Here is a 16,594-nt window from a genome sequence, read left to right on the forward strand (position 1 = left end):
GGCTGGCTCCAAGTTCCCGAACAAGGACACCGCTCGACCAGACACCGGGCCCGCGGACGACCACTCAGAAGTCAGGGATCACCACGTGTCCCGGTCGGACGTTCGGCCCGCCCGCGGACCCACTCAAAGGCTAAATGTCGGCGGCTGGAGCTAGGGTCGCGACATGGCCTTGTCCGGTGAGGAGCTGCTGTTCCCCGACGCCGCGGCCTGGCGCGCCTGGCTGGAGGCGCACCACGCCGACACCGCGGCGGTCTGGCTGGTGCTCTCCCGCAAGGGCGGCACCGTCACCGACCTGGACTACGACGCTGCTCTCGACGCGGCGCTCTGCTTCGGCTGGATCGACGGCCAGACCCGGCGCCGTGACGAGCAGACCACGTTCCAGCGGTGGACGCCGCGCGGGCCGCGCAGCCGCTGGTCGGCGCGGAACGTCGGACACGTCGCCCGCCTGGAGGCGGCCGGTCTGATGCAGCCGGCGGGGCGGGCTGCCGTGGCGGCAGCCCAGGCCGATGGCCGCTGGGAGGCGGCGTACGCCGGCCCGGCGACCGCCGAGCTGCCGACCGAGGTCCTCGACGCGATCGCGGCGAACCCGGCCGCTGCCGCCACCTACGCGACCCTCACCTCACAGAACCGGTTCGCGCTCTACCACCGCTACCAGGCCCTCACCACCGACGCCGGGCGCCAGCGCAAGATCGCCGCCTACGTCGCGATGCTGGAGCGCGGCGAGACGTACTACCCGCAGTGAGCGGCACGGCCACGATGAGGGCGAAGTCGCCACGCCGAGGAGCGGCGGGGATCATGGAGACATGAGCACCCCGTCGACCACCCGTCCGCGCCGCGACCTGGGCCTGGTCTGGGTGCTGCTGCTCGACCTGATCGTGATCGTGGTCTTCGCCGCGATCGGCCGTCGCAGCCACGACGAGGGCGACGCCGTCACCGGCGTGCTGCGGACCGCCTGGCCCTTCCTGGTCGGCGGTGCGCTGGGCCACCTGATCAACCTCGCCGCGCTGCGCCGTGCCGCCGCCTCGATCCCGGCCGGGGTCGTGGTCTGGGTCTGCACCGTCGTCGGCGGGATGGTGCTGCGTCACCTCACCGACAAGGGCACGGCGTTCTCCTTCATCATCGTGACCACGGTCTTCACCGGCGTCTTCCTGCTCGGCTGGCGCGCGGTGGCTGCCGCGCTGGGCCGCCGGGGTGTGCGACCGTAGCGCCATGACCTCGGGCCCGGCCGTGGGGTCCAGGGCGGACCTGGGCTCCGAGCATCGACACCTCTACCGGACGTTGCTGCATCACCCGGGCGCCGACCCCGCCGAGCTCGCTGAGCACAGTGGCCTCGCGCCCAGCGTCGTACGCCGTCTTCTGGACGACCTGACCACTGCGGGTCTGGCCCAGTCCTCCCCCGCGGGCTGGGACGTGCTGCGTCCCGGTGACGACCTGCCCGACCTGCTCGCCGCCCAGCGTGCCTCCCTGGAGGCACTCGCCCGGCACCACGACGTCACCCGTCGCCTCGACGAGCTCTTCGTGGCCCAGCGCGGCGGCACCCACTACGAGGGCATCGAGCTGATCCCGCACTCCTCGGTCCTGGTCTCACGCACCGACGAGCTGCTGGCCCGCACCACCTCGATGGTGCGGGCCTTCGACCGGGCCCCGCACTACACCGTGTCGGACCCGGCCGACGTCGACGCCCAGATCGACCGGGAGTCGGCCCGGATGGCGACCGGGATCCGCTACCGGGTGGTCTACGAGCAGTCGCTGTGGGACGACCCGGTGCATGCGGCCAGCACGCTGCGTGCGGTGGCCGCCGGGGAGGAGGCGCGGATGGTCGACCAGCTGCCGACGAAGCTCTACCTGTTCGACGACGACCGGGCGCTGCTCCCGCTCGACCCGGTCCGGCATGCCGACGGCTCCAGCCTGATCGTGCACCCCTCGGGACTGCTGCGCGCCCTGATCGAGGTCTTCGAGCTGGTCTGGCGGACCGCCGCGCCGATCTCCCCGCCGAGCGACCTGGTCGCCTCCGACCTCAGCGAGCGCGACCGCGCCCTGCTGACCCTGCTCGCCGGAGGTGCCAGCGATGCCCGGATCACCCACCAGCTCGGCATCTCGCGCAGCACCGTGACCCGCACCATCGCCGACCTGTGCGCCCGGGTGAACGTCGGGTCGCGGTTCCAGCTCGGGGCCGAGGCGGTCCGTCGGGGCTGGCTCTGAGCCACGGCAGTGCCGCTACGTGGGACCTCGGCACCATGCCGCCCGCTCCCCCGGCAGGGTGACAGCGTGAGCACCCACCTCCCTCCCCAGTCCCGCATCCTCGTCGTCGGCGGCACCGGCATGATCGGCCAGCACGTCGCCCGCCTGCTCGCCGAGCAGGGCAACGACGTCACCATCGCCGGCCGCAACGCCCCGGCGGAGGGCTCCTGGGTCGAGGGGTTCGCCTTCCTGGAGGGCGACTACGCCACCGGCGGCCTCACCGTCGAGGAGCTCACCGGCTTCGACGCCGTCGTCTTCGCCGCCGGGCAGGACATCCGGCACGCGGGTGGGCCCGGCGACGACGACTTCTGGAGGACGTACCAAATCGAGGGCGTCCCGAACATCGCCGCGCGCGCCAAGGCCGCGGGGGTGAAGCGCTTCGTCCAGATCGGCTCCTACTACCACCAGGTCCGCCCCGACCTGGTCAGCAACGAGTACGTCGCTGCGCGCAAGGCGGCCGACGACGGCGCGCGTGCGCTGTCGGACGAGACCTTCGCCGCGATCACCCTCAACCCGCCGTCGATCGTCGGCGCCGCGCCGGGCGGCTCGGTCAAGCAGCTCAAGGGCCAGCTGCGCTGGGCCAACGGCGACCTGGCCGGCAAGATCCCGGACTTCGCTCCGGCCGGTGGCACCAACTACATGTCGGTGCGCTCAGTCGCCGAGGCCGTCTCCGGCGCCCTGGCCCGAGGCGAAGGCGGGACGGCGTACCTGATCGGTGACGAGAACCTGCGCTTCGTCGACTTCTTCAACCTGGTCTTCGCCGCCTCCGGCTCGGGCCGGGTGCTGGAGGAGCGCGACGAGGAGCACCCGTTCCTGCCCGACTGGGCGATCGTGCCCGGTCGCGGCAACGTGGTCGCCTACGAGCCCGACGCCGACGAGGTGGCGCTGCTGGGCTACCGCCGCGGTGACGTCGCCCCGATGATCGCGGAGATGGTGGCCGCGCTCGACTGAGCCAGAGCCGGGCCAGACCGGAGGCTGAGCCACACCCGACCGGCCCACGACACACGAAGGCCCCTCCCACAGGAGGGGCCTTCGCCGGTGTCACCCGTTCACTCCAGAGACTCCGGATACCGGGGTCTCAGGCGTCACGCTCACTTCGCGTGAGCGGTCAGCACCTCCTTGAGGTGCAGCAGCTGGGCCGCGGCACCGTTGGTGGCCGCTGCTCCGGCGGCCGGTCCCGACTGGGGCAGCAGGGTGAAGGAGGGACCCGTCACCGTGCCCCCGGCAGGCGGGGTCAGCAGCGTGGTCCCGGTCGGCAGCGGCACGTTGGCGTCGCTCACCGCCTTGTCGGGCGCACACGTCAGGGTCGCCGCGGTGGGGACGCCGGCGCAGATCCCGAGCGACTCGGCCGGCAGGCCGATCACGGTGTAGTGCCCGACGTCGTCGGTCGCCCCGATGCCGCCGTACATGCCGCCGTCCTTGGCCAGCGCCACGACCATGACGCCCGCCTTCGGGGTGCCATCGGAGGTGAGCACGGTGCCGGTCACGCTGGCACCGTCGCGGAGCACGACGTCTCGGGTGTTCACCTGACCCTCGACCAGGCTGAACGGTGCCGCCGTCGCCGGAACCTCGGCCCCGGTCCCCCGGTAGGCCCACGCCGCCCCGCCACACTGGCTCACCAGGCCGCGCGGGTGCTCGGTGGAAGCGGGCAGCAGCAAGGTCTGCACACAGATCGTGGACGTCGCGGCCGGCTGGTCGTAGCTGAACGACCCGGTCGCATCGGTGAGCTTCAGCGAGCTCATGTCGACCACACCGGTCGTGGTGTCACCCAACATCACCATCGCGTTGGCGATGGGGTTGCCGGCCGAGTCGAGCACCCGCCCGGCGACCGAGGTCGGGATCTGCAGCACCGCATCGATCCCGGTCACCGGGCTGCCCGGTGCCGGCGCGGTGACTGGGGTCGCCCCGCTCGGAGCGGTCGTGCCGTCCCAGGCGACGTCCTTCCAGCACTGCGCCTTCGCGGTCGACTTCGGCGTCACCGAGGACGGGTCGAAGCAGACGCTGTACGCCGTGCCGGCGGTCAGTCCACCGAGACGGTAGGTGCCGTCGGCGGCGGTGAGACCGTTCTGCACGATCGCGCCACTGGCATCGAACGCCTTCACCGTGACTCCCCCGATCGCGGCACCATTGCTGCCGGTGACCGTGCCGGCCACCTGGGGCTGCGCGGCACCGACCTTGTACCGGTAGTCGAAGGAGTCGACCACCTGATCGGTCGCAGTCAGGTAGGGCAGGATCAGGCTGAACAGGCCCGTGTCGCCCAACGTGATCACGTTGATACGTCCGGTGACCGTGCTACCGACGGCCGCCTGCGGGTCGATCCGCAGAGTCACCGTCGCCGTCGCCCCCGGCTTCACGTCGAACGTGTGCGCCACCATCGGGTCGGAGGTGGGCAGGTACGGGTCACCCAGATCGGTCCGCACCGCCGTGTCGAACCCTGCGGTGTAGGCGGTCGGCCTGATCGTCGCGGTCGCCTTCGGTGCGCCGTCGGCACCGAACGGCCCGACGTTGCCCGGCTGCGTGCTGTAGAGGCCGGGGGTGAGCTGACCTGACGCCGAGCTGAGCGTCGCGGTTGAGGTCGCCGACCCGTTGCTCGGCTGGGCGGCACGGCCGACGGCACTGGTGCCGGCCAACGCCAGCTGGGTGCCGGGACCGGCCACCGAGGCCTGGATCGCCACCGGCGCCGTCATCGCGACATCGAGCCGCCGAGTCTGCGGAGCGACGTTGAGCGAACCCAAGATGCCGAGCACGTCGGCGGGCATCTTCGCGGTGTAGCTGGGGTAGGTCACCGACTCCAGGGACGCCGTCCGCGGGTCGATGCCGTAGGACTGCGTGATGGAGGAGTCGTTGCGCACCGTCACGTTCACCCGGGTCTCCTGACCCGCCGGCAGCGTGGTCAGCGGGGCGTTCGTGCCGAGCGCGGCCAGACCCGAGCTGGACACGCCCGAGTTGTCGAACCCGATGGTGCCGACGTACGGCGTGGAGACCTGGCGGCCGAAGGTGGTGACGAGCTGCCAGACCACGATCTTCCAGTCCCCGGCCACCGGACGGGCGACGTTGAGGGTGGCACTGGAGCCGGCGTCCGCCACCGAGGCGTTGGACTGGACCGCCTGGACGATGCCGTTGGGGTCGACCAGGCCGACCCGCAGGCCCTGGGCCTCGTAGCCGAGCGGGAAGGCGACCTTCACCTGCAGGCTCTGCTTGCCCGACGGCACCGTCATCGCGAACGTGTCCTGCTGGGCCGGGGCACCGCCACGACCATTGCCTCCGGTCATGGTGCCGGTGAACCGGCCGCCGGTGGCGCTCAGCGGGACGACGACGCGCTGCGAGATCGGGATCACCGGAGCGGTGACGCCGCGCGGGGCGCCGAGGCCGAGCGTGATGGTGGAGTCACCGGAGGCCTGCGGCAGCGCCGAGGTGACCTTGACCGTGGCGCTGGCGTGCCCCTTGAGGGTGACCTGCGCGGGCGTCACCACGCCGGTGTTCTGCCACCGGTTGAGGTCGACGCGGTAGTCGATCGGGCCGGCGTACGGCACCGTCGCGACCGGGGCGCCGAAGGTGGCGTTGCGCTGGCTCGGCGCGGAGGCGAAGACCGCGGTCCAGGTCCCTGCTGCCGGGTGCACGACGTCGAAGCGTCCGTAGGCCGACGTACCGGTGGCGGCGACGCCGTTCTGCGGACGGGTGTTGCCAACGTAGGAGCCGTCGGGTGAGATCAGGCTCATGTTCACCGCGGTGTAGGGCGAGTCGACCGTCTCGGTGCCCTTGGCGCCATAGGCGTAGCGCAGTGCGAACTGGTCGATCCCCTTCGGCACCTCGAACGTCACCTTCTTGTACGTCGTCACGGCACCCCCCGCACCGAGGAAGGTCGGTCCGTCCTTGGCCAGAGCGGTCGACGCGTTGACGTAGCTGGCGGGCACCAGCTGCCGCAGCCGCGGCGCGAGCGAGACCTTCTTGTTCGACTGGTTGGTGATCGTGACGTTCCGGCTCACCGCGGCACCGGGGGCACCGGTGACCTGGAGCTGGTCGACGTCGGTGGTGAGCGCCGCGGTGCCCGGACCGGTGCGCTGGCCGAAGGTCCGCGCCAGGGTGACGGCGGCGAGCGCGTCGACCTGACCGGAGCCCTGCTGCTGGCCCGGGGCACCGATGTCGGTGGCGGTGGCGGTCATGATCTGACGGATCTGGGCCGGGGTCGGGGCGGTGCCGTGGTGGCTGGACTTGAAGGCGTCGACCACCAGGGCTGCCACACCGGCGACGAACGGGGCCGACTGGCTGGTGCCGCCGAAGAGCTCGATCGAGGAGGCCCCGCCCTTGTTGTCGGCGCAGCCGGGCTTGTCCCGCTTGTCGGTGCAGGCAGCCCAGCCGGAGTCACCGGGGGCGGCCAGGACGGGGAGCTTGCCGGACTGGGAGAAGCCGCCGGAGGAGAACGACGAGATGTTGCCGTTGATCCAGCGGTGCTTGGCGAACAGCGTGCCGGTGTAGCCGATCTGCTCGTAGGCCCGCAGCGTGGTGGTGGCGGCCGCACCGATCACCTTCGGGTCGACCGAGGGCGAGCCCATCGTCCCGGTCACGCCGGCGTCGCCGGTGGAGGCGACCACGGTCACGCCGGCGTCGACGGCAGCGTCGTTGAACTGCTGCACGGCGGCGCGGGTGGACTCGTCGGGGATCGCGTTCTGGCCGATCGACTCGCTCAGGATGTCGACGTGCCGGACCGTGACGGCGTAGTCGATCGCCTGGGCGATCACGCTCGGCAGCGCATAGCTGGGCGAGTCGTCGGTGCCGGTGCCGCCGCCGAGGATGTTGAGGGCGACGATGCCGGCGTCGGGGGCGACGCCCTTGATCCGGATGGTGCAGCCCTGCGGCAGGGCGTGCGAGACGTGCACGTAGTCGGCGAGGTCGTGCACCACGGTGCCCTGGGCCGCGATCGAGGAGGCGTCGCCGAAGATCTCCTCGCCGTACTGGACCGAGGACTCCGGGGCGCCGGAGAAGTTCTGGTAGTCGACGATCGCGCTGGTGCCGTCGGCACGGCGGTAGTCGGGTGCGGTCGGGTCGATCCCCTCGGCCATCACGGCGACCTTGACGCCCTTGCCGGTGGCGTGGTCCCAGGCGGCGTCGCTGCCGTCGGTGCTGGCGGCCTTGATCGCGGTCAGCGCCTCGGGCTCGAGCATCGGCTTGGCCGGGTCGGAGGGGCAGATCGCGTACGGGTCGGTCTTCGCGGTGGGGACCTTCGACGGCTGCTTCTTCGGGCCGCCCTTGCGTCCGGTCTGCTCCCGGGTGGCCTGGGCGGCGGTCGCAGGGCTGGTCACGTCGACACGCGTGTTCGGCACGATCGAGGCGACCCGCGGGTCCTGCGCGAGCTTCTGCGCCTGGGCCGGGGTCACCGTGGTGGCGACGGCGTTGACCAGGGTGAAGTGCTGGGCGCCGGTGAGGGAGACGCCCGCATCGCGCAGGACCCCGCTCTGCTGGCCGGTCGCGGCGGAACGGCGCGCACCGATGTGGGACGGGTCTGCCGGGGTGCCGTCGAGCTGGTTCTTCAGCAGCACCATCACCGCGCCGCTGGGCACGTCGGTGCCCGCCGCGACGCCGGTGGACTTCTGCGTGACAGCGCCGCCGGCCGACGACGTGCCCGACGCGCTGGGCGTGCTCGACGGGCTCGCCGTCGCCGCGGTGGCTGCAGCAGAGAGGGAGGACGCGAGCAGGACGGCTACCGCACCCGCGCTCACCCCCAGCCGGCCTGTTCTCAACCGCATGGTGATCTCCTCGTGTCAGAGTCATGAACGGCCAGGTGACCGCCGTCACACTCTTTCCCGCGGCGCCCCTGAGCGGGATGCGTCAGGGGTGCGCTGTTTGCGGCATGAAGCAAAAGCGCCAGGGGTCGCGCGGGGTGGATACCGAAACGAGGGGAGGCTGGCGTGGGCGGGCGGGGCGTTCCACTCCCCCACCGGCCCGCTGTCGGGTCAGCCGAGCCAGGCCCGATCCTGGGCGATCGCGGTCAGCGCGGTCACCGGGACCACCCCCTGGTCGGGCGTGGTCACCCGCACGATCGTCCCGTCGGCGATCAGCAGCGACACGATCGCCGGGCCGGACGACGGCACCGGACTGCGATCACGGCCGGTGAAGCGCGCACCTTGAGTGAGGACGATCCCACGGTCGGTGCGCTCGACAGTCCCGCCCCGGGAGCCGACCAGGTCACCGGGCACGGTGGCGGTGATCGGCACCGCGGTGGTGCGGTGCTCGATCATGACCGCGACCTGCGCCTCCCGTCCGCTCTGCCGGTACGTCGCCGACGCAGTGCGCACCGAGGAATCCGCGGTCGACAGGGCGAGGTCGAACGCCCCGGCGACCCTCCGGATCCACGCCGGCGCCCCACCGAGGCTGACTTGGGCGACGTCGTCGACCTGTCCCGCAGCGACGAGCGTCCGGGCGAGGGTCGGTCCCATCTGCGCCGCCGAGAGGGCGGAGGTGACAGCGGCCGGACGCGTCTGCGTGCCCGAGGTCGTCCGGCCCGCCCCACCGGCATGGGTGGCGGCCACCCCGGCGGCAGCGCCGAGGCCTCCGACCAGGACCAGGGAGGCCGCGATCCCGGTGATCCGCCGCCCGCGGGGGTGGCTCTCCCGAGCGTGCTCCTGGGTGCTGAGCCGAGCCTGCGCGCCACCGATCGCCGCGTCGACGAGGTCGGCGCGCGGTGCGGGCACGGTGGCCGCGGCACGCTGGAACAGGGCGTTCACCTGGGCGGCGAGCTGGTCGTCGTACGGGATCAGGTCAGTCATGGCAGGGGCCTTTCGCAGTGGTGGCTTCGGGGGTGGGGTGGCGCTCGACGACGGCACGCAGCCGGGCCAGCGCGCGGCTGGAACGGACCCGGACCGCGCCCGGGGAGATGCCGACGGTGGCGGCGACCTCGTCGACCGAGCGGTCCTCCAGGTGGCGCAGCACCACGATCGCCCGGTCCCGCGGGGTGAGGTCGGCCAGCGCCCGCTGGAGGTCGAGCCGGGCCGCCACGTCGGAGTCGTCGTAGCTGCCCTCGGGGATGCGGTCGACGGGCTGCTCGGTCGAGCTGCGCCGTCGCTTCGCCGACAGGAAGACCCGGGTGAGGGTGGTGTGGGCGTACGCCGCCGGATGCTCGATGTCGCGGCGTCCCCACACCAGGTAGAGCCGTTCCAGGGTCTCCTGGACGAGGTCCTCGGCGAGGTAGGGGTCACCGGCGAGGAAGAGCGCGGAACGGTGCAGGGCCGCCATCCACTCGGCAGCGAACGATCGGAACCCGTCCTGGTCGTGCGTCATCGGCCCACCTCGTCGGAGTCGTCCTGTGCTGAGTCTGGCCGCCACGGGGGCGGCCCTTCATGAACTCAGACGCACCACCCTCGGCACGGCGTTACAGGGATCGTCGTTCCTCGACCACACTGGAGACATGTCCGAGCCGTTGCACGTCCTGGTGGTCGAGGACGACCCGGACCTCCAGGTCACCACCCGACTGGTGCTCGAGCAGCAGGGCTGTGCGGTGCGGGTCGCGCCCGACGGGATCGCGGCGCTGGAGCTGCTCGCCCAGGCGCCGGCCGACGTCGCGCTGGTGGACGTCGTGATGCCGCGGATGGACGGGATCACCCTGACCCGGCGGCTGCGGGAGTCGGCGGCGTGGAGCGCGCTGCCGATCGTGATGCTGACGGCGCGGGACCTGAGCCACGACCAGGTCGCGGGGCTGGAGGCCGGCGCTGACGACTACGTGGTCAAGCCCTTCGACGGGGACGTGCTCGCGGCGCGCCTGCGTGCCGTCGTACGCCGCAGCCGGAGCGCTCCTGCCCCGGCCGACGACCTGGTGCGGCGCGGTGATCTGGTGATCGACCGACTCGGCGCCACGGTCACCCGCGGCGGAGCCGATGCGGCGCTGAGCGCCACCGAGTTCAGGATGCTGGAGGCGTTCGTCGACAACCTCGGCGTGGTGCTCTCCCGCGAGCGGCTGCTCGACCTGGTCTGGGGCAGCGCCGCCTGGCGCGACGCCCACGTCGTCGAGGTCACCGTGCAGCGGCTGCGGGCCAAGATCGGCGCGGACCAGGTCGAGACGGTGCGGGGGCTGGGCTACCGGATGGGGCGCCGATGAGGGCGGCGCGATGAAGGCCCGGCGATGAGGGTTCGCTGGTGGCGCTCGCTACGACTGCGGATCGCACTGTCGGTGACGGTGGTGAGCGCAGCGCTGATGATCGGCTCCGGGCTGGTGATCTCCCACGAGACCCTCGACGCCGCCCGCGACCGGCTCCGTGACCAGGCGATCGCCCACCTCGACGCCGCCACCCAGGTCTACTCCCTGACCGGGGACCTCGACTTCGGGGCCTCGGTCGACCCGGAGGCACCGCCGGCACCGTTGCGTGCCGAGCCGGTCGGCCAGCGTTGGACGTACTACGACGGCCACACCATGTGGGCCGCCACCCGGCTCTCCTCCCAGATCCTGGTCTCGGTCGAGGAGTCGGGGCGCGACCTCGCCTCGCTGCAACGCACGCTGCGGATGAGCATGATCGCTGTCGCCGCGGTCGGGCTACCGCTGGCCGCCCTGCTCGGCTGGGCGGCCGGCACCGGCCTGTCGCGACGGCTGCGCCGCAGCGCCGCGACCGCCGCCGACATCGGCCGCGGCTCCCCCGCCCGGGTGCACGCCACTGGCCACGACGAGGCCGCCGCCCTGGGACGGGCGGTCAACGCGATGGCCGACAGCCTCGACGCCCGGCTGCGCGAGGAGCAGGCCTTCACCGGCGAGGTCGCCCACGAGCTGCGTACGCCGACCACCGCCCTGGTCAGTGCCGCCGAGCTGCTCCCACCCGGCCCCGAGGCCGACATCACCCGTCGGCTGGTCGGTCGGCTGCGGGCCCTGGTGGAGGACCTGCTGGAGGTCTCGCGCCTGGAGTCGGGCCACGAGCAGGTCGCCCTGGTCGCGATCCCGATCACGGACCTGGTCCGCCCCGACGGTGCTGTCGACGCGGCGCTCCAGGCGCTCGGGGTGGCCGACCTGAGCGAGGTGCGCGATCCGGCGACGGTGCTGGCCGAACCTCGCCGGGTGGAGCGGATCCTGGCGAACCTGGTCGCCAACGCCGTACGCCACGGCGGCGGCGCACCGCGGATCAGCGTCGACGGCGCCCGGATCGTGGTCGCCGACGACGGCCCCGGCTTCCCGCAGGACCTGCTCGAGGACGGACCGCGCCGGTTCCACCACGGCGAGGGCGGCGGCACCGGGCTGGGCCTCGTGATCGCGGCCCGTCAGGCCGCCGTGATGGGCGCCCGGGTCGAGCTCAGCAACGCCCCCGAGGGCGGTGCCAGGGCCACGGTGGTCTTCACTTCGCGGTGAAGACGACCTCGGTGCGGTGGTGCCCGGAGGGGACGGTGCCGGTGAAGGTGATGCTGAGCTGGCGGTACTCGTGCCGCTTGAGGTGGCTGGCGCGGACCGTCACCGGGTAGCGCACGAGCTTGCCCGCGGCACAGTAGGGCGTGCAGGTGTTGGCGACCCAGGTGCCAACGGCGGTGGCCTGCGGCTCGCCCCACGTGCTCCAGACCAGCTTGTCGAGGTTCTCGTTGTCGTCGGCGCAGGCGAGGGTGACGCTCGTGGGCTTCACGCTGCGCTCGTTGAGGCAGCCGATCAGGTACGTCTTCACGGCGGTGCGCTGGGCCGAGGTGGTGGCCGCGACCGGCTTGGCGTCGGCGGCGGTGGCGGCACAGGCACTGACGGTCGCCAGCGCTGCGACGAGGGCCAGCGCGGAGGCCGAGGAGCGGGTGAGGCTGGTGATCATGAGGACTCCTTGAGGTCGAGAGGGGTGGTGCGCTCTCAGCGTGCTGCGGCTCCCTCTCACACGCGGCGCAGGAGCCTCACAACCACCTCACAGTCGCAGGGACCGCTGCTGGGGAGACTACGTGGCCACCTGGCGCCGACCGGCTCGCCCCTCCGTAGCCTGTACGGATGCAGATGAACGCCGACCGCACCTGGACCCAGTTCTACGCCCCGGGCACTCCGGACCAGATCGAGGTCGCGACGGGTTCGCTGGTGGACCTGCTGGAGGAGCGCGTCGCGCAGTACGCCGCCCAGGACGCGATCGCGTTCTTCGGGGCGACGGTGAGCTACGGCGAGCTCGGCGACCGGGTCGCGCGGGTCGCCCAGGGCCTGCACGATCTCGGCGTACGACGTGGGGACCGGGTCGCCCTGATCATGCCGAACGCCCCGCAGCACGTGGTCGCGTTCTACGCGGTGCTGCGGCTGGGCGCGATCGTGGTCGAGCACAACCCGCTCTACACGCGTGACGAGCTCGAGGGTCAGTTCCGCGACCACCGGGCGAGCGTCGTGATCACGTGGGACAAGATGGCGCCCGTCGTACGGTCACTGCCGGCCGACCTCGAGATCCGCACCGTGATCTCGGTCGACATCACCCGAGCGATGCCGCTGAAGATGCAGCTGCTGTTGCGGCTGCCGATCGCGAAGGCGCGTGAGTCGCGGGCGAAGCTGACCGCTGCGGCACCGGGCGCGATCCCGTTCCAGAGGCTGGAGCGCTCGGCCCCGATCGGTGCCGAGGGCGAGCGTCCGGGTGCCGACGACGTCGCCTGCCTGCAGTACACCTCGGGCACGACGGGGACGCCGAAGGGCGCGATCATCACCCACCGCAACCTGTGGTCGAACGCGCGTCAGGGCGCGGCGTGGATGCCGGAGTTCCCGCGCGGCGGGAGCTCGATCTACGGGCTGCTGCCGATGTTCCACTCCTTCGGGTTGCTGCTGTCGGTGATCTACTCCGTCGAGACCGGGTCGCGGGCGGTGCTCTTCCCGACGTTCGACCCCGAGCTGGTGCAGACCGCGGCCCAGCAGTTCCCGCCGACCTTCGTGCCGGCGGTGCCGCCGATGTTCGACCGGCTGGCGCGGGTGGCCAAGGAGGGCAAGCTGGACCTGAGCCAGGTGGTCTACGCGATCTCGGGTGCGATGACGCTGACCGACGCGGTCGTGGGCCGGTGGGAGAAGCTCGCCGGGTCGATGCTCAACGAGGGCTACGGCCTGACCGAGTGCAGCCCGGTGGCGCTGGCCAACCCGTTCGACGGGACCCGCCGGATCGGCACCATCGGGCTGCCGTTCCCCTCCACCGACATCAAGGTGGTCGACCCCGACCAGCCGTCGATCGAGGTGGCCCAGGGCGAGGCCGGTGAGCTGCTGATCCGCGGCCCGCAGGTCTTCGCGGGCTACTGGAACCGGCCCGAGGAGACCGCGGCGACGCTGCTCGACGGCGGCTGGCTGCGCACCGGCGACCTCGTCGTGCAGGACACCGACGGCTTCGTCACGGTCGTGGACCGCAAGAAGGAGCTGATCATCACCGGCGGCTTCAACGTCTCTCCCACCGAGGTCGAGAAGGTCATCTCCACGGTGCCCGGCGTCGCCGAGGCAGCCGTCGTCGGCCTGGTCCGCGGCAGCGGCATCGAGGTCGTCACCGCCGTGGTGGTGCTGGAGCCGGGCGCCACCTTCGACGAGGACGCTGCCCGCGAGACCGCGCGCGAGCACCTCGCCGAGTACAAGCGCCCCCGCACGTACGTCGTGTGGGAGGAGCTGCCCAAGTCCCTGATCGGCAAGGTCCTACGCCGCGTGGTGAAGGACACCCTGACCGCGGACCGGAAGGCGACCCGGGCGGCTGCGGTCGAGGAGTAGCCGCGGAGGACGAGGAGAGCGCGACTCGAAGGCGTCTGCGGGCCTGAAGCGCGCGCGGATCCTAGAGGTGCGCGGTCCAGCCACCCATGCCGCCGGCGCCGAGCGGCAGCAGCACCATCCATGCCACCATGAGGAATCGCTCGACCCGCGGGTTCGTCACCCGCTGCCAGGCGAGGCCACACACCATCGCAAGAGCAAACGTCGCACAGCTGGCAGCGAGGAACAGCTCGCCGGTCACAAGCGCCACCACGCTCGCGGCCGTCGCCAGCAGCGCCATGACGACGCCTGCGGCGGGAAGCGAGGTCCCAGTGCGGCTGGTGAGGGCATTCGGCATACGCCCCACCCTAGGGAGACTCCGGCAGGCTCGCAGGGAAATCCTGCGAGCGACGGCTCCTACTCCCGTCGGTGGAATCTGACCTCCCCGTCCTCGGTGAGCGTGTAGCCGACCTGCGGGTCGTGGATGACGTGATGATGCTCGCTGCACAGCAGCACGAGGTCGTTGAGGTCGGTCGTGCCGCCCTCGGCCCAGGGGGTGAGGTGGTGGGCCTCGCACCAGCGGGCGGGTCGGGTGCAGCCGGTGGCTTGGCAGGTGTGGTGCCGGAGCCGTAGCGCGCGGCGTTGGGCCAGGGAGGCCAGTCGTCGTTCTCGGCCCAGGTTCAGCACCTCGTCCTTCCCGCCGAGCACTGCAGGGATGATCCCAGCCCGACAGGCCAGGCGTCTGGCTTCGGCGGCTGAGATCCGTTCGGCGCCCTCAGGTCCGAGGACGGTGGCAGCACCCACCTCACGACGCAGATCCTCCAGCGACATCGTCACGATCAACTGGGTCGACTCGCCACCGTGATCGGGCAGGTCCGTTGGGTCGATGGCGTCGAGGAACTCGCAGAAGGCCTTGCCCAGTCGGTGGCCGTAGGGAATCTTGCGCCAGACCTGGGTGTCGGCTGGATCGACCACGTCGCCCTCGGTCGGGCGGGAGTCACCTCGTGGCGCGGTGTCGGTGCTGTGGTGGCGTGGGCTGGTGAAGGTGTGGAGGTAGTTCGCCAGCCGGATGGCGGCCAGGTCGGGCAGGACGCCCCAGATCCGGGTCGTGCCATCACCGCGTGAGCGCAGGGACAACCGACATGCTGTGCGGGCTATCGCATCCTCGCGTTCCAACAGTCGGCCCTCATGGGCCTCGGCTGCGTCGGGGTCCACTGCCTCCAGGACGCGTCGGCCCAGGATCCGCAGTTGACGCGGATCGAAGCGGCCTGCCAGGTCGACCAGGTGCTTCTCCGCGGCCTCGACCACCTCGGCCGAGACGTGGTCAGGCAGTTGCTCGATCGCGCGGCAGATCACCGGTGCCTGAGCCAGATCCACCGCCCCCGTCCTCAGGGCAGTGGCCACGTGGGGGCGGCGTACCAGCGCATCGGCCAAGGCGACCATGTCGCGGGCCGCAGCCCGCCCACGGCGCGTCTCATCGGCGATCCACCACCCGGGTGCCCGGGCGCCGCTCTCGGTCCGAACACCACCCTCAGCGGCGGCCGCCGTGATCAGCCCGGCACGCACCACTGTCACCGCACCCATCAGGGCGCTCAAACGCACCATCAATCGGGCACGCTCGGCCGGCTCCATCAGCCCAGCATCCATCTCACCGAGGGCTGCTATCGCGGCCTCGGCCTGCCGCACCACCACCTGGGCTGGGTGCGGGTCCGTCGTGTGTGACGTCACTGCAGGTCAACCCCTCTCTCACGCAGCGCGTCGTCGTCTACCCACGAACCTAGACACCCCCACCGACATTTCCTGGCGGCCCACAACCTGACCGATGAAACTGCCTCCCTCGCTACATCGACGCCCGATACGCTCGCCGCATGAGCGCACCCACCAGCGTCGTTGTCATCGTCGGCGTCGGCGGGATGGGCGAGCTCATCGCCCGGCGTCAGGGCGCGGGTAGGAAGCTGCTGATCGCCGACTTCAACCAGACGGCGCTGACCTCGGTCGCCGACGCTCTGAGCGGCGAGGGCTTCAACGTCGTCACCTCCCAGGTCGATGTCAGCGACGCCGCCTCCGTCACAGCCCTGGCAGCCCAGGCCGCCGCACTGGGTTCGGTCGACCAGGTGATCCACACGGCCGGCCTCTCCCCCGCCCAGGCCTCGAAGGAGGCGATCCTCGCCGTCGATCTCCTGGGGGTCGCGCACACGCTCGACGCCTTCGCCGACGTGATCGCGCCCGGTGGTGCCGGCGTCGTGATCGCCAGCATGGCGGGCCTCTTCGCCCAGGGCCGGCTGCCTGCCGAGGTCGAGGCGGCCCTGGCGACGACGCCGACCGCGCAGCTCGCCAGCCTTCCGATCTTCGCCCACCTGCCTGACGGAGGCCAGGCGTACTCGATCGCCAAGCGTGCCAACCAGGTCCGCGTCGCAGCGGCCAGCATCGCGTGGGGTGCCCGCGGTGCGCGGGTGAACTCGATCAGCCCCGGCGTGATCTCGACGCCGATGGGCGCCGAGGAGCTGGCCAGCGAGTCGGGCGCCGGGATGCGGGCGATGATCCAGGCCTCGGGCACCGGCCGGGTCGGCACCCCCGCCGACATCGCCGCGGCCACCGCATTCCTGCTCTCCTCGGAGGCCTCGTTCATCACGGGCACCGACCTCGCCGTCGACGGCGGCGTGGTCGCGGCGGTGCGGAGCGGCGCGCTGACGTTGGGCTGACCGCAAAGCCCTGACCCCCCGTCCGCCA

Annotated in this window: 14 protein-coding genes; 8 read left to right on the forward strand and 6 right to left on the reverse strand. The window is 71.9% G+C overall.

Going from position 1 to position 16,594, the window contains the following annotated elements:
• Positions 1 to 163: 163 nt before the first annotated feature.
• The 4 genes from Q1V88_RS10220 (at position 164) to Q1V88_RS10235 (ending at position 3,192) form a co-directional block, all read left to right on the forward strand.
• Positions 164 to 742, forward strand: a complete 579-nt coding sequence (locus Q1V88_RS10220) for a YdeI/OmpD-associated family protein (RefSeq protein ID WP_300681057.1) — start codon at positions 164 to 166, stop codon at positions 740 to 742.
• A 61-nt stretch (positions 743 to 803) separates the two neighbouring features.
• Positions 804 to 1,205, forward strand: coding sequence for a DUF3054 domain-containing protein (locus tag Q1V88_RS10225; protein WP_300681059.1), 402 nt, complete (start codon positions 804 to 806; stop codon positions 1,203 to 1,205).
• Between the two features lie 4 nt (positions 1,206 to 1,209).
• Positions 1,210 to 2,202 carry a MarR family transcriptional regulator gene (locus tag Q1V88_RS10230; protein WP_300681061.1) on the forward strand — a complete coding sequence of 331 codons (993 nt, stop codon included), beginning with the start codon at positions 1,210 to 1,212 and terminating at the stop codon, positions 2,200 to 2,202.
• Positions 2,203 to 2,268: 66 nt separating this feature from the next.
• Complete coding sequence (locus Q1V88_RS10235) at positions 2,269 to 3,192, forward strand: NAD(P)-dependent oxidoreductase (protein ID WP_300681063.1); 924 nt, start codon at positions 2,269 to 2,271, stop codon at positions 3,190 to 3,192.
• Positions 3,193 to 3,332: 140 nt separating this feature from the next.
• Here Q1V88_RS10235 and Q1V88_RS10240 read toward each other — a convergent pair whose 3' ends face one another.
• From Q1V88_RS10240 to Q1V88_RS10250, 3 genes are all read right to left on the reverse strand, one after another.
• A complete protein-coding gene (locus tag Q1V88_RS10240; protein WP_300681065.1) occupies positions 3,333 to 7,985 on the reverse strand; it encodes a S8 family serine peptidase in 4,653 nt (1,550 codons plus the stop codon).
• A gap of 207 nt (positions 7,986 to 8,192) precedes the next feature.
• A complete protein-coding gene (locus Q1V88_RS10245) occupies positions 8,193 to 9,005 on the reverse strand; it encodes a hypothetical protein (RefSeq protein WP_300681066.1) in 813 nt (270 codons plus the stop codon).
• Complete coding sequence (locus Q1V88_RS10250; RefSeq protein ID WP_300681068.1) at positions 8,998 to 9,516, reverse strand: SigE family RNA polymerase sigma factor; 519 nt, start codon at positions 9,514 to 9,516, stop codon at positions 8,998 to 9,000. Before Q1V88_RS10250 ends, Q1V88_RS10245 begins: the two co-directional genes overlap by 8 nt.
• Positions 9,517 to 9,643: 127 nt before the next feature.
• Between Q1V88_RS10250 and Q1V88_RS10255 the strand changes: the two genes are divergently transcribed.
• Together Q1V88_RS10255 and Q1V88_RS10260 are read left to right on the forward strand one after the other, a co-directional pair.
• Positions 9,644 to 10,330, forward strand: coding sequence for a response regulator transcription factor (locus Q1V88_RS10255; protein WP_300681070.1), 687 nt, complete (start codon positions 9,644 to 9,646; stop codon positions 10,328 to 10,330).
• 24 nt (positions 10,331 to 10,354) lie between these two features.
• Complete coding sequence (locus tag Q1V88_RS10260; RefSeq protein ID WP_300681072.1) at positions 10,355 to 11,563, forward strand: HAMP domain-containing sensor histidine kinase; 1,209 nt, start codon at positions 10,355 to 10,357, stop codon at positions 11,561 to 11,563.
• Here Q1V88_RS10260 and Q1V88_RS10265 read toward each other — a convergent pair.
• Positions 11,550 to 12,002, reverse strand: a complete 453-nt coding sequence (locus Q1V88_RS10265; protein ID WP_300681073.1) for a hypothetical protein — start codon at positions 12,000 to 12,002, stop codon at positions 11,550 to 11,552. The genes Q1V88_RS10260 and Q1V88_RS10265 overlap by 14 nt on opposite strands.
• A gap of 167 nt (positions 12,003 to 12,169) precedes the next feature.
• Here Q1V88_RS10265 and Q1V88_RS10270 point away from each other — a divergent pair, with 167 nt between their 5' ends.
• Positions 12,170 to 13,888, forward strand: coding sequence for a long-chain-fatty-acid--CoA ligase (locus Q1V88_RS10270; protein ID WP_300681074.1), 1,719 nt, complete (start codon positions 12,170 to 12,172; stop codon positions 13,886 to 13,888).
• A gap of 61 nt (positions 13,889 to 13,949) precedes the next feature.
• Here the strand turns inward: Q1V88_RS10270 and Q1V88_RS10275 are convergent, their stop codons facing one another.
• Positions 13,950 to 14,222 (reverse strand): hypothetical protein, encoded by a 273-nt coding sequence (locus tag Q1V88_RS10275; RefSeq protein ID WP_300681075.1) that lies wholly within the window; start codon positions 14,220 to 14,222, stop codon positions 13,950 to 13,952.
• Positions 14,223 to 14,281: 59 nt separating this feature from the next.
• Entirely contained in the window at positions 14,282 to 15,592 is a 1,311-nt protein-coding gene (locus Q1V88_RS10280) for an HNH endonuclease signature motif containing protein (protein WP_300681076.1), read from the reverse strand.
• Between the two features lie 140 nt (positions 15,593 to 15,732).
• Here Q1V88_RS10280 and Q1V88_RS10285 point away from each other — a divergent pair, with 140 nt between their 5' ends.
• Positions 15,733 to 16,566, forward strand: coding sequence for an SDR family oxidoreductase (locus Q1V88_RS10285; RefSeq protein ID WP_300681077.1), 834 nt, complete (start codon positions 15,733 to 15,735; stop codon positions 16,564 to 16,566).
• Positions 16,567 to 16,594: the final 28 nt, after the last annotated feature.

The organism is Nocardioides sp. (assembly GCF_030150155.1).
Taxonomy (GTDB): domain Bacteria; phylum Actinomycetota; class Actinomycetes; order Propionibacteriales; family Nocardioidaceae; genus Nocardioides.